General features: G+C 72.2%; 13 protein-coding genes and 4 pseudogenes. 11 read left to right on the plus strand and 6 right to left on the minus strand.

From position 1 onward, the window contains the following. Window positions 1-301 precede the first annotated feature (301 nt). Window positions 302-1582: an MFS transporter gene (locus HDA41_RS01155; RefSeq protein WP_184979788.1), complete on the plus strand. Its 1281-nt coding sequence runs from the start codon at window positions 302-304 to the stop codon at window positions 1580-1582. A 61-nt stretch (window positions 1583-1643) separates the two neighbouring features. On the opposite strand, the gene HDA41_RS01160 is transcribed toward HDA41_RS01155, so the two are convergent. Next, the gene (locus HDA41_RS01160; protein ID WP_184979790.1) at window positions 1644-2573 is read right to left on the minus strand and encodes a LysR family transcriptional regulator; all 930 of its coding nucleotides are present in this window, start codon (window positions 2571-2573) and stop codon (window positions 1644-1646) included. Between the two features lie 95 nt (window positions 2574-2668). Here HDA41_RS01160 and HDA41_RS01165 point away from each other — a divergent pair. Next, a pseudogene (locus tag HDA41_RS01165) lies at window positions 2669-3823 on the plus strand (nuclear transport factor 2 family protein); the annotation flags it as partial. 223 nt (window positions 3824-4046) lie between these two features. On the opposite strand, the gene HDA41_RS40850 reads toward HDA41_RS01165, so the two are convergent. Further along, on the minus strand, window positions 4047-4232 hold the full coding sequence (locus tag HDA41_RS40850; protein WP_230299767.1) for an Hsp20/alpha crystallin family protein: 186 nt from the start codon (window positions 4230-4232) through the stop codon (window positions 4047-4049). A 69-nt stretch (window positions 4233-4301) separates the two neighbouring features. Beyond that, window positions 4302-4493, minus strand: coding sequence for an Hsp20/alpha crystallin family protein (locus HDA41_RS40855; protein WP_230299773.1), 192 nt, complete (start codon window positions 4491-4493; stop codon window positions 4302-4304). Here HDA41_RS40855 and HDA41_RS01175 point away from each other — a divergent pair. Further along, window positions 4426-4852: pseudogene (locus HDA41_RS01175) on the plus strand (Hsp20/alpha crystallin family protein). The gene HDA41_RS40855 and the pseudogene HDA41_RS01175 overlap by 68 nt on opposite strands. A gap of 78 nt (window positions 4853-4930) precedes the next feature. Here HDA41_RS01175 and HDA41_RS40860 read toward each other — a convergent pair. Next, entirely contained in the window at window positions 4931-5062 is a 132-nt protein-coding gene (locus HDA41_RS40860; RefSeq protein ID WP_260423773.1) for a hypothetical protein, read from the minus strand. Between the two features lie 249 nt (window positions 5063-5311). Between HDA41_RS40860 and HDA41_RS01180 the strand changes: the two genes are divergently transcribed. The 7 genes from HDA41_RS01180 to HDA41_RS01210 all read left to right on the plus strand — a co-directional run bounded on the left by HDA41_RS01180 (window position 5312) and on the right by HDA41_RS01210 (window position 13261). Continuing rightward, on the plus strand, window positions 5312-5710 hold the full coding sequence (locus tag HDA41_RS01180; RefSeq protein ID WP_184979792.1) for a DnaJ domain-containing protein: 399 nt from the start codon (window positions 5312-5314) through the stop codon (window positions 5708-5710). A gap of 63 nt (window positions 5711-5773) precedes the next feature. Continuing rightward, window positions 5774-6133: a molecular chaperone DnaK gene (locus tag HDA41_RS01185; RefSeq protein ID WP_184979794.1), complete on the plus strand. Its 360-nt coding sequence runs from the start codon at window positions 5774-5776 to the stop codon at window positions 6131-6133. A 2-nt stretch (window positions 6134-6135) separates the two neighbouring features. Further along, complete coding sequence (grpE, locus tag HDA41_RS01190; RefSeq protein ID WP_184979796.1) at window positions 6136-6678, plus strand: nucleotide exchange factor GrpE; 543 nt, start codon at window positions 6136-6138, stop codon at window positions 6676-6678. Between the two features lie 147 nt (window positions 6679-6825). Then, the gene (locus tag HDA41_RS01195; RefSeq protein WP_184979798.1) at window positions 6826-7218 is read left to right on the plus strand and encodes a DUF2267 domain-containing protein; all 393 of its coding nucleotides are present in this window, start codon (window positions 6826-6828) and stop codon (window positions 7216-7218) included. A 184-nt stretch (window positions 7219-7402) separates the two neighbouring features. Continuing rightward, window positions 7403-8389 carry a hypothetical protein gene (locus tag HDA41_RS01200; protein ID WP_184979800.1) on the plus strand — a complete coding sequence of 329 codons (987 nt, stop codon included), beginning with the start codon at window positions 7403-7405 and terminating at the stop codon, window positions 8387-8389. A gap of 52 nt (window positions 8390-8441) precedes the next feature. After that, complete coding sequence (locus tag HDA41_RS01205) at window positions 8442-10325, plus strand: HSP90 family protein (RefSeq protein ID WP_184979802.1); 1884 nt, start codon at window positions 8442-8444, stop codon at window positions 10323-10325. Window positions 10326-10327: 2 nt separating this feature from the next. Continuing rightward, window positions 10328-13261, plus strand: a complete 2934-nt coding sequence (locus HDA41_RS01210; RefSeq protein WP_184979804.1) for a hypothetical protein — start codon at window positions 10328-10330, stop codon at window positions 13259-13261. A gap of 308 nt (window positions 13262-13569) precedes the next feature. On the opposite strand, the pseudogene HDA41_RS01215 reads toward HDA41_RS01210, so the two are convergent. Then, window positions 13570-14121 (minus strand): annotated as a pseudogene (locus HDA41_RS01215) (serine hydrolase); the annotation flags it as partial. A 13-nt stretch (window positions 14122-14134) separates the two neighbouring features. Here HDA41_RS01215 and HDA41_RS40865 point away from each other — a divergent pair. Next, window positions 14135-14233, plus strand: a pseudogene (locus HDA41_RS40865) (TetR/AcrR family transcriptional regulator); the annotation flags it as partial. Between the two features lie 216 nt (window positions 14234-14449). On the opposite strand, the gene HDA41_RS01220 reads toward HDA41_RS40865, so the two are convergent. Beyond that, entirely contained in the window at window positions 14450-15319 is an 870-nt protein-coding gene (locus tag HDA41_RS01220; protein WP_184979806.1) for an MBL fold metallo-hydrolase, read from the minus strand. Window positions 15320-15344 lie beyond the last annotated feature (25 nt).

Consider the following 15344-nt stretch of genomic DNA (forward strand, 5'->3'; position numbering starts at 1 on the left):
ACGGCAGGCGGGAACCCGCTTCCACCGCGGGGACCCGCCTGTCTCTCATGGGCTCGGTCCCTAATTGCCTTTCCCGATGACCCACCGATGGTTAATGTTCGGACGGAGTGAGTGGCCCACGGGGAGTTGAAGACATGGTCGGTCGTCCGAGCGCGCGTTGACGTTGTGAGGCCGTGATCGGCCTGTCATCGCGTGCTGCCCTTGATCTTGCGGCACAGCGAGCCTTCTCCTGCCTGAACCGTCGGCGCACCTGTCGTGTGCCCGGTCGCGGGCCTCGTTGTCGGCAACCCAAGGGATCCCCGTGCCGTCCGCTTCCTCCGCTGCGTCCGATTCCGGTCGCCCTGTCCCGTCGAGCCTGTGGCGGAACGGTGACTTCCGCAGACTGTGGGTGGGGCAGACGGCCTCCCAAATGGGGGAACACACAGGCCTGGTGGTTCTTCCGCTCTTCGCCGTCCTGACGCTCGACGCCAGTGCCGGCCAACTGGGTGTTCTGCGCGCCGTGGGTCAGGCGCCGATCCTTGTGCTTTCGCTCTTCGCCGGAGCATGGGTGGACAGGTGGCGGACCCGCACAGTGATGGTGCTGACCGACGCCGGCCGGGCCCTTGCCCTGGGTGCCGCCGCCGCAGCGGGCCTCTTCGGCTGGCTCGGCCTGCCCGCGCTTTTCGTGATCGCCTTCGCCGTCGGGGCTCTGTCCGTGTTCTTCGACGTGGCATACCAGGCGTCTGTCGTACGGCTGGTGCAACGCGATCAGCTGGTGCGGGGCAACAGCGCGCTCGAAGGCAGCCGGTCCGCGGCTCAGATCGGCGGTCCGGCACTCGGCGGAGCGTTGGTGTCCCTGCTGTCGGCGCCGATCGCTGCCGCCTCCAGCGCGCTGTTCTTCGCGCTGTCGTTCCTGTCCATCCGGCGGATCCGTGGGGCCGAATCGATCCCGGGGCGCCTGGAACGTCCTCCTCGGGTCTGGCGGCGGATCCACGAGGGTCTCCGTTTCGTCGTCAGCGATGCCGTGCTGCGGACCGTGTGCCTGGCCTCCGCCGCCTTCCAGTTCTCCTTCGCGGCCCTGATGACCGTCTATCTGCTCTTCCTGCCGCGGGAACTGCATCTGTCCGGCACCGCCGTCGGGCTGGCACTCGCGGCGACGGGACCGGGCGCGCTCCTGGGCTCCGTGCTGGCCGCCCGCCTGCCGAACCGGTTCGGGTACGGCCCGGTACTCGTGGCCGCGGCGGTACTCGGGGACGGCGTGTTTCTGTGTGTACCCGCGCTGCACGGTTCCGCTGCGGTGACCGTTCTCGCACTCCTCGTGGTCAACTTCGTGTTCGGGGTCGGCGGCCAGTTGGTGAACGTGGCGGTCATGGCCGTCCGGCAGACCGTCACTCCAGACGGAATGCAGGGCCGCGCGGCCGCGACGATCACGTTTGTCGGCATGGGACTGTCCCCGCTGGGCTCCCTGCTCGGCGGATTCCTCGCTGAGGAGTGGGGGTCGCGCACCAGTCTCCTGGCGACCGCCGCCGGCATGCTGCTGTCCCCGGTGGTGATGGCTTCGTCCCCGCTCGCACGCCTGGGACGGACGCTTCCGGTCACGTAGCACGCGCCGCTGGCGGCCGGCCGCGTCGGACGGTCCCCGCTCGTGTGGTCCCGGCCGCCGCTCAGGAGTCCGTATCGGTCGGCTGGTGAGTGGCTCGGGCGGGGCGGTCCGGGGTGAATGCTGTGGTGAGTCGGTCGAGCAGGGGCGCTGCGCAGGGGTGGGGGTCGCGGCGCGGGGTGATCGTGTAGATGCCGCGGGCCGGGGGATCGACGAGGGTCGCGGTGGTGACGTCGGTCCGCAGTGCGCACGTCAGCACGCCGGGTATCAGCGCGATGGCGTGGCCGGTTGCGACCAGGGCCAGCTTGCCCGGCAGATCGGCCGCGGTGAGGTCGATGCGGGCGCTGACTCCGGCGCGGGCGGCGTGCTGGCGCAGGAGTGCCGCCGAGCCGTCGTTGTCCTCGGCCCAGGTCTGGTCGGCCAGCGTCTGAATGTGCACGGGCCCTCGTCCGGCCTGCGGATGGCCGACGGGAAGCGCGACGACCATGTCGTCCAGCCCGAGGAACCGTCGTTCGACACGCGGGTCGTGGGGCAGCCCTGGTGGTGCGTCGGTGACGACAGCGATGTCGAGATCGCCGGCGGTCACGCGGTTGTGCAGGTGTGCGCTCAGGCCCGGCAGCAGGCTCCACGGGATGGGTCCGGTGTGCTTCAGCAGATCCCGGATGGCCTCGGGGACGATTCCCGCGGCCAGGGAGGGCGTGGCCCCCACGGCCAGCGGCCGGTTGAGCGCGCCGTCGCGAGCGTCTCGTGCGGCGCGGACGGCGCGGTCGGCCTCGTTGAGCGTGGCCAGGGCGTGGCGCCGGAACACCTCACCGGCAGGCGTCGGACGCACACCGCGCGCGTGGCGCTCCATCAGAGGCACGCCGAGTTGCCGCTCCAGTCCGGCGATCTGCCGGGAGACAGCCGACTGGGTGTGATTGAGCTCGGCGGCCGCCGCCGAAAGCGACCCGAGCCGGCACACGGTCACGAAGGTTCGCCATACCGTCAACTCCATAGCGCCAGTATGGCCAGGTGGTATGCGCATCGCGCAGGGCGGCCCTGTGAGATCTGCGCTTGTCGCAGGCTGCGCTGGGCACCACGCTGGCGTGCATGACCCCACCGCACACGATCGCCGTCCTCGGCCTGGGGCGCATGGGCGACGCGATCGCGACACGACTGGCTGCGCAGGACTGGGACGTCGTCGGCTGGACACGCTCCGGGCGAACCTCAGGCGCCCTCGAGACGACCGGCGCTGCGAAGGACGCCGTGGCGAAGGCCGACCTCGTGATCCTGGCGTTGTTCGACGGTCCGGCCTGCCGACAGGTCCTCGACGACGCGCGTGACTCGCTGCGAGCGGACACGATCGTGCTGAACACCAGCACCATCGCCCCCGCCGAAGCGTCACAGCTGGCCCGGCGACTCGGCCCGTCCTACGTCCACGCGCCCGTGCTCGGCTCTGTGCCGGCTGCCGCCGCCGGCGCCCTGCAGATTCTCGCCGCCGCCGGCCAGGACACGCTCGACCGAGTCCGGCCGGTGCTGCAGACGCTGGGCACCGTGCGGCGCGTCGACGACGCCTCCACCGCCGCCGCGCTGAAGCTGATCGCCAACAACAGCCTCGCCGGCGCCGTCCTCGGCCTGCGCGACTCACTGCGACAAGCCGACGCCCTCGGCCTGCCCCGTGCCCAGGTGCTGGACGTCCTCGAACTCGGGGCGCTCGGCGGGCTCGTGGCCCGCAAACGTCCCTTCCTCACCGGCCAGGCGGGTGCTGTCACGGCCGACTTCACGATCGGCGCGCTGGCCAAGGACATGGCTCTGCTGGCCGCAGCGTCGAACACTCCCCTGCGCAGCGCAGCCAACGTGGCCGACACCCCTGCCGACCCCGAGGCGGACATCGCCGTTGCCGCCACGGTCCCCGCCGTGGACGACGCCGTGCTCCAACCGCTCCGCGCCTACATCCGCGGTCACGCCACCGGCGACCCCACCCACTTCCGCGACGCGTTCCTGCCCACCGCCCACATCGAGGGAATCCGGGACGGCGCATTCGTCTCGTGGCCCCTGGAGGAGTACTGCGCTCTCTTCCCCGGCCGGCCGGCCCCGGACGAACCTGCCCGCTCCCGCCGTATCGACGCCATCGACGTCCACGGCACCGTCGCGACCGCGACCATGACGCTCTCGCACGGCGCGGACACGTTCACCGACATCTTCCTGCTGGTCCGCGTCGACGACCGCTGGCGCATCTCCAACAAGGCCTATCACCGTCGAGGCAGCGACTCACGCCACCTCGCAGTGCTCCTCGGCGCTCAGAACCGTCCGCAGCCGCCGGCAGCGGTCGAGGTCCTCCCAGGTGTCGTGGTCGGGCGGGCCGGGGTTGCGGCGTCCGGTGCTCCAGGTCCAGATACTGGCGGCGATGCCGACGGACAGCGGGACGAGCAGCCACGGCAGGGCGCTCACGATTCACCTCCTTCGACGTGGCATACGGATGGGGGCCTCAGGCCGTGAGCTGCCTGGGTGCGCTGCCGGAGATGGCGATCTTGCGCGGCCTGGCGTGTGCGGCCAGCGGGATGCGCAGGGTCAGGACGCCGTTGTCGTAGGCCGCCTCGGCGGTTTCGGAGTCCAGGGCGTCGGACAGGGTCAGGCGGCGGGTGAACCGGCCGGTGGGGCGCTCGATGAGCACGGTCTTGGGGCCGGCCGGAACCGGGGAGCAGCGGTCAGCGGTCAGCGGTCAGCGGTCAGCGGTCAGCGGTCAGCGGTCAGCGGTCAGGGTGAGCGTGTCCCGCTCCACGGTCAGTTCGATGCGGGAGCGGTCCATACCCGGCAGATCGAACTGCACGTAGAGAGCTTCGTCGTCGCGCCAGGCATCCGCCGGGATGACGGCATCGGCCGCGGCGGCATGCGCGAGCGAGCTCGACCGGCTTGTCGACCGGGTCTGGGGCACGGTCGCGCACCCGGTCGGCATGCCGATGGATGCCTGGCGCGAGGGGGACACGTTCTTCGCGGAGCTGGACCTGCCGGGTGTGCACCCGGACTCCATCGACCTGGATGTCGAGCGCAACGTCCTGACGGTGAAGGCCGAACGCAAGCCGACGTACGGCGACGACACTGACACGGTGATCACCGAGCGGCCCGCGGGGACGTCCAGCCGGCAGCTGTTCCTCGGCGACACCCTCGACACCGAGAAGACCGACGCCTCCTACGACGCGGGGGTGCTGAAGCTGAGGATCCCGGTCGCCGCAGGCCAAGCCGCGCAGGATCGCCGTCAGCGGCGGAAGCGACCGCAAGGAACTCAACAGCTGACGGATCAGCCGCTGCATCCAGGGCCCCGGGCTGCAGCCCGGGGCCCTGCCGTCGTCCGCGTCTCGGGCGGGTGCGCGGCTACCGGGACGGCTGTTCCGGCTTTCCGCCGTCGCCGTCGAACACCTTCGTCCAGGTGGCACCGCAGCGGCAGCGGGAGTACTCGACCAGTTCCCCCTCTTCGGACACGCTCAGCCCCTGACTGAGTCGCACGTGCACATGATCGCCCATGAGGAGCTGCTTTCCTTGACGCCCGTCATGTGACTCAGAGTGGAGGATTGCCGCTTTCGATGGCAATGTCGTAGATCACACCATCTGTCGAGATCGCGAGCCGACCACCGCTGCGGCCTGTGAATCCCTCGCACCGACAGCACTTGACAAGACGAGACTCAGGTTTTTATTTCAGGACTATGAGCAGGTAGGCATGAAAGCGCAGCTCACAGGGACGAGGAGGTGTTCGGGATGCAGGGACGGGGCCAGGGAGCGGACCTGTACTCGGTCCTGGGGGTGGAGTCCTCGGCGACGGCCGAGTTGATCACCTCCGCCTTCCGCGCCCGGGTGCGCGAACTGCGCCCCGACACCCGTGTCGACGCGGCGACCGCCGCGCGGTTCGGCGAAGTGCGGGAGGCCTACGAGACGCTGCGCGACCCGGTCCTGCGCGCGGCCTACGACCAGGTCCTGCGCGCGGCCTACGACCAGACCCGAGAACGGGCGTACGACCGCGAGCGAGCCCCGGCCCCGCCCGTGCGGCCTGCGCGGCCTGCGCGGCCTGCGCGGCGGTACGTCGTGTGGCTCGGGACCGCACGCCCCGAGCCTGCGCTGCGCGTCGGCCCCGTCCGGTGGGAGCGGGCATCCCGGTGAGGTCCTGAGCCCACGTGAAACAGAGCGAGGCGAGGAGAGAGAACCAGATGGCACGGTCGGTCGGTGTCGACCTCGGTACGACGGACTCGGTGGTCTCGGTCCTCGAAGGCGGCGAGCCCACCGAAGCTCATCAAGGACAACGCGGACAAGATCCCGGCGGACGCGAGGAACGAGACGGAGACGGCGCTGGCAGGGCTGAAGGAGAAGCTGAAAGGAGAGGACACCGTGGCGATCCGGCAGGCGATCGACCGTACGGCGCAGGACGCGCAGAGGATCGGCACGGCGCTGTACCAGAAGTCGCGGGCCGAGCAGCCGACGGGTGAGCCCCGGGCGACCGCCGGCGACGGTACGGTCGGCGGCTCGTCCGAGGATGACGTGGTGGACGCCGAGATCGTCGACGACGACAAGCCGGAGGCTGGCTGACGATGACCGGGAGCGGGCCGCAGTACACCGAACTGGCGGAGCTGCGGCGCCTGGTGGAGGAGCGGACCGCCGACCTTCAGCGGGTGAAGGCCGAGTACGACAACTACCGCAAGCGGGTCCGGCGGGATCGCCTGGCCGTACGCGAGGTAGCGGTGGCCAACGTGCTCCGGGCGCTGCTGCCCGTGCTGGACGCAGTGGACCGGGCGTGCGCGCACGAGCCGCTCACGCCGGGTCTGAAGGACATCGCCGACCGCCTGAGCGAGCAGCTCGGCTCGCTGGGTGTCGCGTCGTTCGGTGAGGTGGGCGATCCGTTCGACCCCGCCTGCCACGATGCCCTGGCGCACCACCCCTCCCCCGACCGGGACCGTCTGGTCTGCTCGGCGGTCCTCCGGCCCGGCTATCGCCTCGGCGACCACCTGCTGCGCCCGGCCCACGTGGAGGTCGCCGGGCCGGCTCCGCCCGCGAGAAACGCGGACGAGGGCGACCGAGGCGTACGCCCTTCCACCGCCGGCGGTGAGCCGCCCTTCCCCATCGCGCGAAGCTGACCGGGCCCGGCGTGCCCGCAGGGCCGAGGGCGGCCGGCTCCGCAGCGCGCCTCAACGTGACCGTCGCACAGGCCGACTACCTGGGTACCGGGACAGCAGGCATCGCACCGACGCCGTCGACGCTCCGGAAAGCGGACGTGACGAACGGTGCAGTACCACGAGTACCTGGCCCGCGTACGCGAGCTCGGCGAATACGACAGCCAGGAAGAAGCCGCGAAGGTCACCGAAGCCGTCTTGAGCGTGCTGGCCCAGAGGATCAGCCCCGGTGAGGTGGACGACCTCGCCTCCCAGCTGCCCGGGCCGCTCGGGCAGACGCTGGCCGCCGCCAGGCCGCAGCAGGCCGAGAGCTTCGGGATCGACGGGTTCTGCCGCAGGGTCGCCGAGCGCATCGGCGCCCGGCCGCGCACCGCCGAGTGGGACGCCGGCGCCGTTCTGACCGCCCTGGCCGACGCGGTCAGCGGCGGTGAGCTGAACCAGATCCTCAGCCGGCTCCCCTCCGGCTACGCCGTTCTGTTCGGCAAGGCGGACCTCGCGGGCTGACCTGCGCAGCCGGCCGGCGCGCGCCCGAGCGCGGCGCACGCCGGCCGGCTGCGCGGACCGCGCGTGCCCGGGCCCGGCTCCCGGATCAGACGCGTGAAGTGCCGGTGAAAACCCTGTGGAAGCGGTGTCAGCGGGGCCGCATATGATCCACCGGACGATCACGTGGATCCGGGGAGGGCGCGGCATGTTCGGCAAGTTGTTCGGCAGGGGTGCGGAGAGACCGGTGGCGGATCCGCATGCCCTGCCCGTCCCGCGCAGGCAGAAGAACGGGATGTACACGCTGCGTGCCCTCGGGGACACGCGAGTGCTGGCGCTGGTGGAGGCGGCCGACGCGGGTGACTGGGAGGCGGTGAAGGCGGCGCTCGCGCCCTTCGATCTCGGCCGCGACCATCAGGTCCTCGGTGAGCTGGCCGACCTGGACGGTGTGCAGGACTGGATCGGCCGGGCCGTCGAGGAGGACGAGGAGCACCGGGCGACGGCCCTGCTGATATCCGGGACGCGGCACATCAGCTGGGGCTGGGAGGCGCGCACCGCCGAGCGGGCCGTGAACGTCACGCAGGAGCAGTGGCGGGTCTTCCACGAGCGGCTCCACATCGCCGAGGAGCAGCTGCTCGAGGCCGCCGAGCTGCGGCCGGACTGGGTCACTCCGTGGCGCCGCCTCCTCACCTCCGGCCGGGGCATGTCGCTCGGCCCCGCCGTCAACGAGACCCGGCGCGACGCCGCTCTGCGCCGCGACCCGCTGGACCTGGAGACACACCTGGAGTGGGTGTCACAGTTGCAGCCCCGTTGGGGCGGCGAGCCGGGCCAGGCCCTGGCGTTCGCCCAGGAGGCGTTGGCCCGCGCCCCGCAGGGGCACCGCCTCGGCTGCGTGATCGCCATGGCGTACATCGAGGAGTGGGTCGAGGCGGAGCGCGGGGACTACCTCGAAACCTCCGAGATCCAGGCGCAGTTGCGGGAAGCCGCCGACCACAGCATCCTCCACCCCGCCTACGCGTATCGCCCGGGCTGGCAGCACGACTTCAACATGTTCGCCATGGCCCTGTCGCTGGCCGACGAGCGACACACGGTCCGCCGCGTCTTCCAGACGCTCGACGGCGCCTACACCAGCTGGCCCTGGACCTACTTCGCGGAGCCCGAGAAGCGGTTCGCCCGCCACCACCGCCGCGCCTGAGCGCACGCCGGCCCCGATCCCGCCCGCCACCTCTCCCACTCCGGACTGCCCGATGACTCTGCCCGACACCGCCGCGAACCCGGCCGGCGCCGACCGCACCTTCCAGGTGGATCTGCGCGGCCTCGTCGATCTCCTCTCCCATCACCTCTACTCCAGCCCCCGCGTCTACCTGCGCGAACTGATGCAGAACGCGGTGGACGCGCTGACCGCCCGGCACGGCCTCGAATCGGCCGCCCCCGCCGACGCCCTCGGTATCCGCCTGTACGCCGACGGTTCGGTGGTACGCGTCGAGGACGACGGCGTCGGTCTCACCGAGGCCGACGTGCACAGCTTCCTCGCCACGATCGGCCGCAGCAGCAAGCGGGCCGACCGGATCGCCGAGCAACGCGGTGACTTCATCGGGCAGTTCGGAATCGGCCTGCTCTCCTGCTTCCTGGTCGCGGACGAGATTCACGTCCTGAGCCGCTCCGCCCGCACTCCGGACGCCCCCGCCGTGGAGTGGCGGGGACGCGGTGACGGCAGCTACACCGTCCGCACCCTGCCCGCCTCCGCCCGCCCCCGGCCCGGCACCACCGTCACGCTCACACCGCGCGCCGACGCGGGCGAGTGGACCCGGCCGGCACAGGTGCACGCGCTGGCCCGGCACTTCGGCTCCCTGCTGCGCCACCCGGTGACCTTCGACGACGGCACAGGCGGCCCGGGTGGTCCGGGTGGTCCGGGTGGTCCGGGTGGTCCAGGGGCGTCCGTCAACCCCGAGCCCGCGCCCTGGGCGCGTACGTACCCCACGCCTGGCGCCCGTTCCCGCGCGCTGGCCGCGTACGGCGAGGAGGTCTTCGGGTTCACGCCGCTGGACACCATCGAGCTGGACCTGCCGGCCGTGGGCCTGAAGGGCATCGCGTGCGTGCTGCCCGAGGCGGTGCCGGCCGGGCGCCGCCACGGCCACCGCGTGCACGTCAAGGGCATGCTGCTGTCCGAGCAGGCCGAGGAGATCCTGCCCGAGTGGGCGTTCTTCGTCCGCTGCGTCGTCGACGCCGAGAGTCTGCGCCCGACGGCGTCCCGCGAGTCCCTGTACGAGGACGACACGCTCGCCGCCGTCCGCGACGCCCTCGCCGAGCGGCTGCGCGCGTGGATCGCCCGGGCCGCCGCCAGCGACCCGGACCTGCTCGCCCGCTTCCTCCAGGCCCACCACCTGGCCGTGAAGTCGCTCGCGGTGCACGACGACGAGATCCTGCGCATGCTGCTGCCCTGGCTGCCGTTCGAGACCACCGACGGGCACACCACCCTCGACGAGTTCGCCCGCACCCACCGCACCGTGCTGGTGACGTCGAGCGTGGAGGAGTTCCGGCAGGTCGCGGCGATCGCCTCGGCCGCCGGGCTCGGTGTCGTCAACGGCGGCTACACCTACGACCGTGAACTGGTCCACCGGCTGCCCGAGATCAGGCCCGAGGCGAGCGTCGCCGACCTCGACCCGGCGACCCTCACCGCCCACCTCGACCCCGTGGACCGGGAGACCGAGCTCGCCGCCGCGGCCTACCTCGCCCTGGCCCGCGACGCCCTCGCCGTGTTTGACTGCGACGTCGCGCTGCGCACCTTCCAGCCCGCCAACGCCCCCGCCCTCCTCGTCGACAGCCGCGAGGCCCGGCACGAGCGCACCCGCTCCCAGCTCGCCCGTGAGCAGGAGGGCGGCCTGTGGGGCGACATCCTCGGCGCCCTGCGCCAGGAGGCCCCGCGGGCCCAGCTGATCCTCAACCAGCTCAACCCGCTGGTCCGCGCAGCCGTCGCCATCGACGAGCCCGAGCTGGCCCGCACCAGCGCTGAAGCCCTTTACGGGCAGGCCGCGATGCTGTCCCGGCGCCCGCTGAGGCCCGCCGAATCGAGCCTCATCAACCGCTCCTTCCTCGACCTTCTCGCCCACGCCCTCCGCAAGGACAGCTGACGATGCCGACCGCACCCCAGACCACCGACGAGCTGTACCAGGCGCTGAGAGAGAACGACCGGCGCCCCTACGGCCGCACCCGCACCGTCACCGCCGAGGAACTGGTCGACGCCGCCGAGCAGTTCGCCGAGCCGGCACCGCTCATCCACGCTCTCCTCGAACTCCAGGAGGCGTACACCTACGGATCCGAACCCCGCAAGTCGCCCGTCGTCTTCGCACGCCTGCTCACCCTCTTCGACGAGCAGCCCGACGTCTTCGACGAGCGCCTGCGCCACATGCTGTTCTGGCGGTTCAAGTGGGTGGCCCACGCCCTGCGCCAGCTGCCCGAGATACCGCTGGCCAGCCTGCGCCAGTGGCTCACCGAGATGCGCGACCGGTACGAGAAGGCCGACCTGGGCCTCCAGCCGTACTACGGGCAGGCGTACCAGCTCGCCGCCCACGTCGGCGAGGACACCACCCTCGCCTACGAGCTGTGGGCGGCCCGCACCCGCACCCGGCTCAGCGACTGCGAGGCCTGCGAGATCTGCGAGCGCGCCCTGTACCACCTGACGGCGGGCGACGACGAGCGGGCGCTGCGCACCTGGGAGCCCGTCCTGGCCGGGAAGGAGTCCTGCCAGGAGGAGCCGACCCGCTCCGTGTCGTACGCCCTGCTGCCCCTGCTGCGCACCGGCCGCACCGACCGGGCCCGCGAACTGCACCTCGCCGGCTACCGCGGCTGCCGCCGCAACCCCTCGATGGCCCAGGAGGTCGGCCGCCACCTGGAGTTCTGCGCGCTGACCGGTAACGAGGCACGCGGCCTGGAACTGCTCGCCGAGAACCGGAGCATGTTCGACGAGGTCGACTCGCCGCTGGACCTGCTCGGCTTCCTCACCGGCGTGGAGGTCCTCCTCCAGCGCGTCGAGCTCCTCGGCCACGGCGAACTGCCCGCCGCCGGATACGCGGGCCGCACCTGGACGGTGGCCGGGCTGCGCGCCGAGGTACGGGGCCGTGCCGACGACCTCGCCGCCCGCTTCGACGCCCGCAACGGCACCACGGCCCACACCGACCGCCGCCGGGCCCGCCTCGACCGTGCCCCGCTCCTGGAGGCGCTGGAACTGACCCTGCGCCCCCGCAGCCTCGACGACGTGGCGCCGGCCACCCCGGCCACCGCGCCCGCCCCGCGTACGGCCGCCGCCCCGGAGTCGCTGCCCGACCTCATCGCCCGGGCACGCACGCTGGACGAGCAGGGCCACCCGGACGCCCCGGCCTGCTGGGCACGGCTGCGCACGCTCGTCGCCGCCGGTGACTACAGCCACCCCGACGACCCGGCCGTGGGCCCCCTCGTACGGCTGCGCGCTGACCTGCTGGCCGACGAGGCGAGCCGGGCCGGCGACAAGGACGAGTTCGCCGTCGCCGCCGGCCTCTACGAGGAGGCCGCGGGCCTGTACGACGACGCCGGACTGCCGGGTCACGCGGCGCTCGCCCACGCCAGTGCCCTGCTCGCCTCCGCCGAGGTCCCCGCGCGGGACGCCGCCGACGCGACCGAGGCGAAGGCCGCCGCACTGACCGCCGCCCACGCGTCCATGGTCCGTCTGCACGAGGAGACGCCCGGCCTCGCCCCGTACCTGGAGGCCCGCCTGCTGCGGATGCGGGCGACCGCGCTCGGCCTGCGCCTGCAGACAACGGGGAGCGCGGAGCACGTCGCGCCGGTCCTCGCCGAGGTGGATCTGCTGCACGCGTTCGCCACCCGGCACGACGTCGTCGGGCAGATCTCCGGTGCCCTGCTGCTGCGGGCCAGCACGTTTGCCCTCTCCGGCGACCTGCCCGCCGCGGTCACCGGGATCGACGCCCTCCTCGACCGGCTGAAGGCGAACGGCCCCGCCTGGCACCTGCCCCGCACGCTCGGGCTGCGGGGGCGCCTCCAGCTCGGCCTCCAGGACGCGCAGGCCGCGCACGCGGACCTGACCGAAAGCGTGCGCCTGGCCGCCGACTGGCCGGCCGACGCGGTCGACGCCGCCCGCCTCCACGGTGATCTGGCCCAGGCCTGTCTGTACCTGGGACGTCCCGACGAGGCACTGCGACACCTGACGCGCTCCGCGGAGCTGGACCTTCGCCACGGCAGCCGGACGGCCGCGTTCTGCACCTACAGCAACGCGGCCCAGCTGAGCCTCGACCTGGGCCGCGTCGAGGACTGCATCGCGCTGCTCGACTCCCTGCTGGCCGAACCGGACGTCGCCGCCGGAGAACTGGACGACCGGCTGGTCGCGCAGTTGCGTCTGACGCGCGCCCGCGCGCTGCACGCGGGGGACGATCTCAAGGCCGCCACGGCGGAGTTCGTCGCGCTCGCGGCCGAGTCGGCCGGCTGGGACGACGACCCGGGAAGCCACGCCATGATCGCCGCGGAGACTGCCGTACTCCTCGGCGAGTCCGGCGAGTTCGGCCGGGCCCGCGAAGCCGCGGAACAGGCACTCGCCGCCCACGCCCGGGACCCGCGCTACGAGCAGCTCAGCAACTGCCTGCGCGAACTCGCCCGTCTCCAGGGCCAGCAGCAGGGCCCCGACGGTCTGGCCGACGCCCTCGTCTTCCTCGCCGACGCCGGCCGCGTCGCCGACGAGGCCCGCGCTGCCGGTTACGTGGCCCGTGGCCGCTCCCTCGACTCGGCCCTGGCCTACGAATACGGGCGGGTCAACGCCTACGCCGGTGCGTACGAGGACGCCCTGGCCGCCCTGGAGAAGGCCCTCGCCCTGCTCGGCGAGCCGGGAGCGGAGCAGGAGCACGCCGAGGAGTGGGCCGAGTGCGTCCGTCTCGCGGGTGTCGTGGAGGGCATCTACCTGGAGCGTCCCGCCCCGGCCCTCACCCGCCTCGACGCGGCGGTCTCCCGCCTCACCGCCCTGACCCACACCGACGAGGCCGAGCCGCTGTCGTCCTTGGCGGCCCGGCTGCGCGACGAGGAGTGATACGGCGTCCCCGTGCCGGGGCCAGCTGTCGCCTCGGCACGGGAACGCCGCCTGCCCCTGAGCCGACCACCGCAGGCACCAGCTCCGATTCCCTCCGCCCTGGTTGACATGTCCGCTCCGCCGCCCGCCCGAAGTGAGGCGAGGTGGCGGACGTTGGCCTCTGGAAGCGGAGAGGGCACCATGCATGTCACTCCCCATGTACTGCGCGTGGTCGACCCGGTTGTCGACCCTCCCGGGACCTCTGCCACGGCAAGCGGACGAGGGCGAAGAGGAATGAGAGCAGCCAACGGCTTCAGCAGGCGGCCCGGTCAGCCGTACATCGCCACGCGGTAAAGAGTCGCAAGCGCGTCGTCGATGGGGTGGGACTGCGGCTTGCCGGAGGAGTCGAGCTTGTTCCACCTCTGCGGTTCACCGCGACGGACATCTGCCGCTTGCCGTCGGCACGGGTCATGGATAGCGCCCCACCACCCCAGACCGTGCGGCCCATGGCCCCAGAAGGTGCCCTGCCCCGGGCCCTCCATCGGGTGCAGGCCGAGGCAGTAGTCGATCGTCTTTCCCTCTTGGGAGACGACCGGGACGGTGCGTTGCATCTGCGCCAGCGACGACGGACCGACGATCTCTCCGGCCAGCAGCATGCCGAAGAAGCGGTTGAGGTCCGTGACGGTCGATATCAGCGAGGCTGACGGCCCCACCCATGACATGTCGTAGACGCTGTAGTCGCGCGGTGGGTCGATCATGCCGAACCACGCCTCGTAGAGCTGCCAGTGCGGCCCGTTGACGTACGGTCCGGCGGGGAGCTCGGTGTCCCGGAGCCCGGCCCGCTCGATGACGTTCCGGGTGATGTACCGCTCGGCCGTAGTTGGCCCACTTCGCCGCGACGTCCGTCCCCTCGGGGTGGATCGCCGCGCCGCGTTCGAAGAGATCCTCGCCGCCCAACTGGCCCACATCGAGGTCGCAATCCACCCGAGCTAGCCGCCGACTCGGGAGTGTCGGCAAACGAGGTTTGACGATAACGAGATGAAGAGGCTGAGGCGCGACGCTGGACGCCACATTGCGGTAGACACCTTGCGTTGCCAACTCGCCAAGCGGCGAGAGGCGTGGGGACGCTGCTTCCTCATCGAACAGCTGGTCCGGCAGCAGGTCGATCTTCGGGAGCGTTGCTACCTGACCGGCCCCGAACCGCCGCGATCACGCCGAGAGGAACGGCTCCGTCAAATGCGGCGTCGCCAGGTGCAGTGTGGTGGCGGTTTCGCGGCTGAGCATGCGCTCCCTCGAGTGCCTGGCCGCCTCAGGGTCGGTCTCGTGCGCGTAGGCGAGCTCGGGGTGGAGCAGTTGGAGCGCGTGCACCAGGAGGTCGCCGGTGACGAGCGCCAGTTCGCGCCCGTCGGCGACCAGCACGCTCTGATGTCCGGGCGTGTGACCGGGCGTCGCGACCACGCGCCCGGCGCGCAGCGGCGTGTCCCCGTCGAGGAGCCGGAGCCGACCGGCCGCCTCGAGCGGGTCGGTGAGGGTCTCGCGAAGCTGCGGGTTGAGCGCGTCGAGAGCGTCGAACTCGGCCCGCTGGAGCAGGTATTCGGCGTTCGGGAAATAAGGGCGGCGGCCGCTGGTCGCGCCGCCGGTCGAAGCGTTGCCGTCCACCGCGCCGCCCGCTGATGGGACGGCCGCCTCGGTCACGACCGCCCACCCGACGTGGTCGGTGTGCAGATGTGTGAGCACCACGGTGTCGACTTCGGCGGGGTCGATGCCCGCGGCGGCGAGCGACTCGGGGAGCACACCGGGCACGGGCGCCCACGAGCGGGCCGGGCCGTCCGCCGGACCGATCCCGGCGTCCACGACGGTGAGGCCCCTGTCGCCGCGGATCGCGTACGCGCGGAACTGGAGCCGCCAGCGGCCCTCGGCGTCGACCGCGCCCGGGTCGTGGCGGTCGGCCTCGGCCCACTGTGCCGCCGTGGCCTCAGGGAAGGCCTCGGCACGCGGGGAGAAGAACGGGCCCTCGCCGTCGGCGAGGGCGACGATCTCGGTCGAGCCGATCCGGAGGCGGGGAACGCTGAGGGACATGGCTGCGATCCTGCCATGCGAGCCC

Source organism: Streptomyces caelestis, assembly GCF_014205255.1.
GTDB lineage: Bacteria > Actinomycetota > Actinomycetes > Streptomycetales > Streptomycetaceae > Streptomyces > Streptomyces caelestis.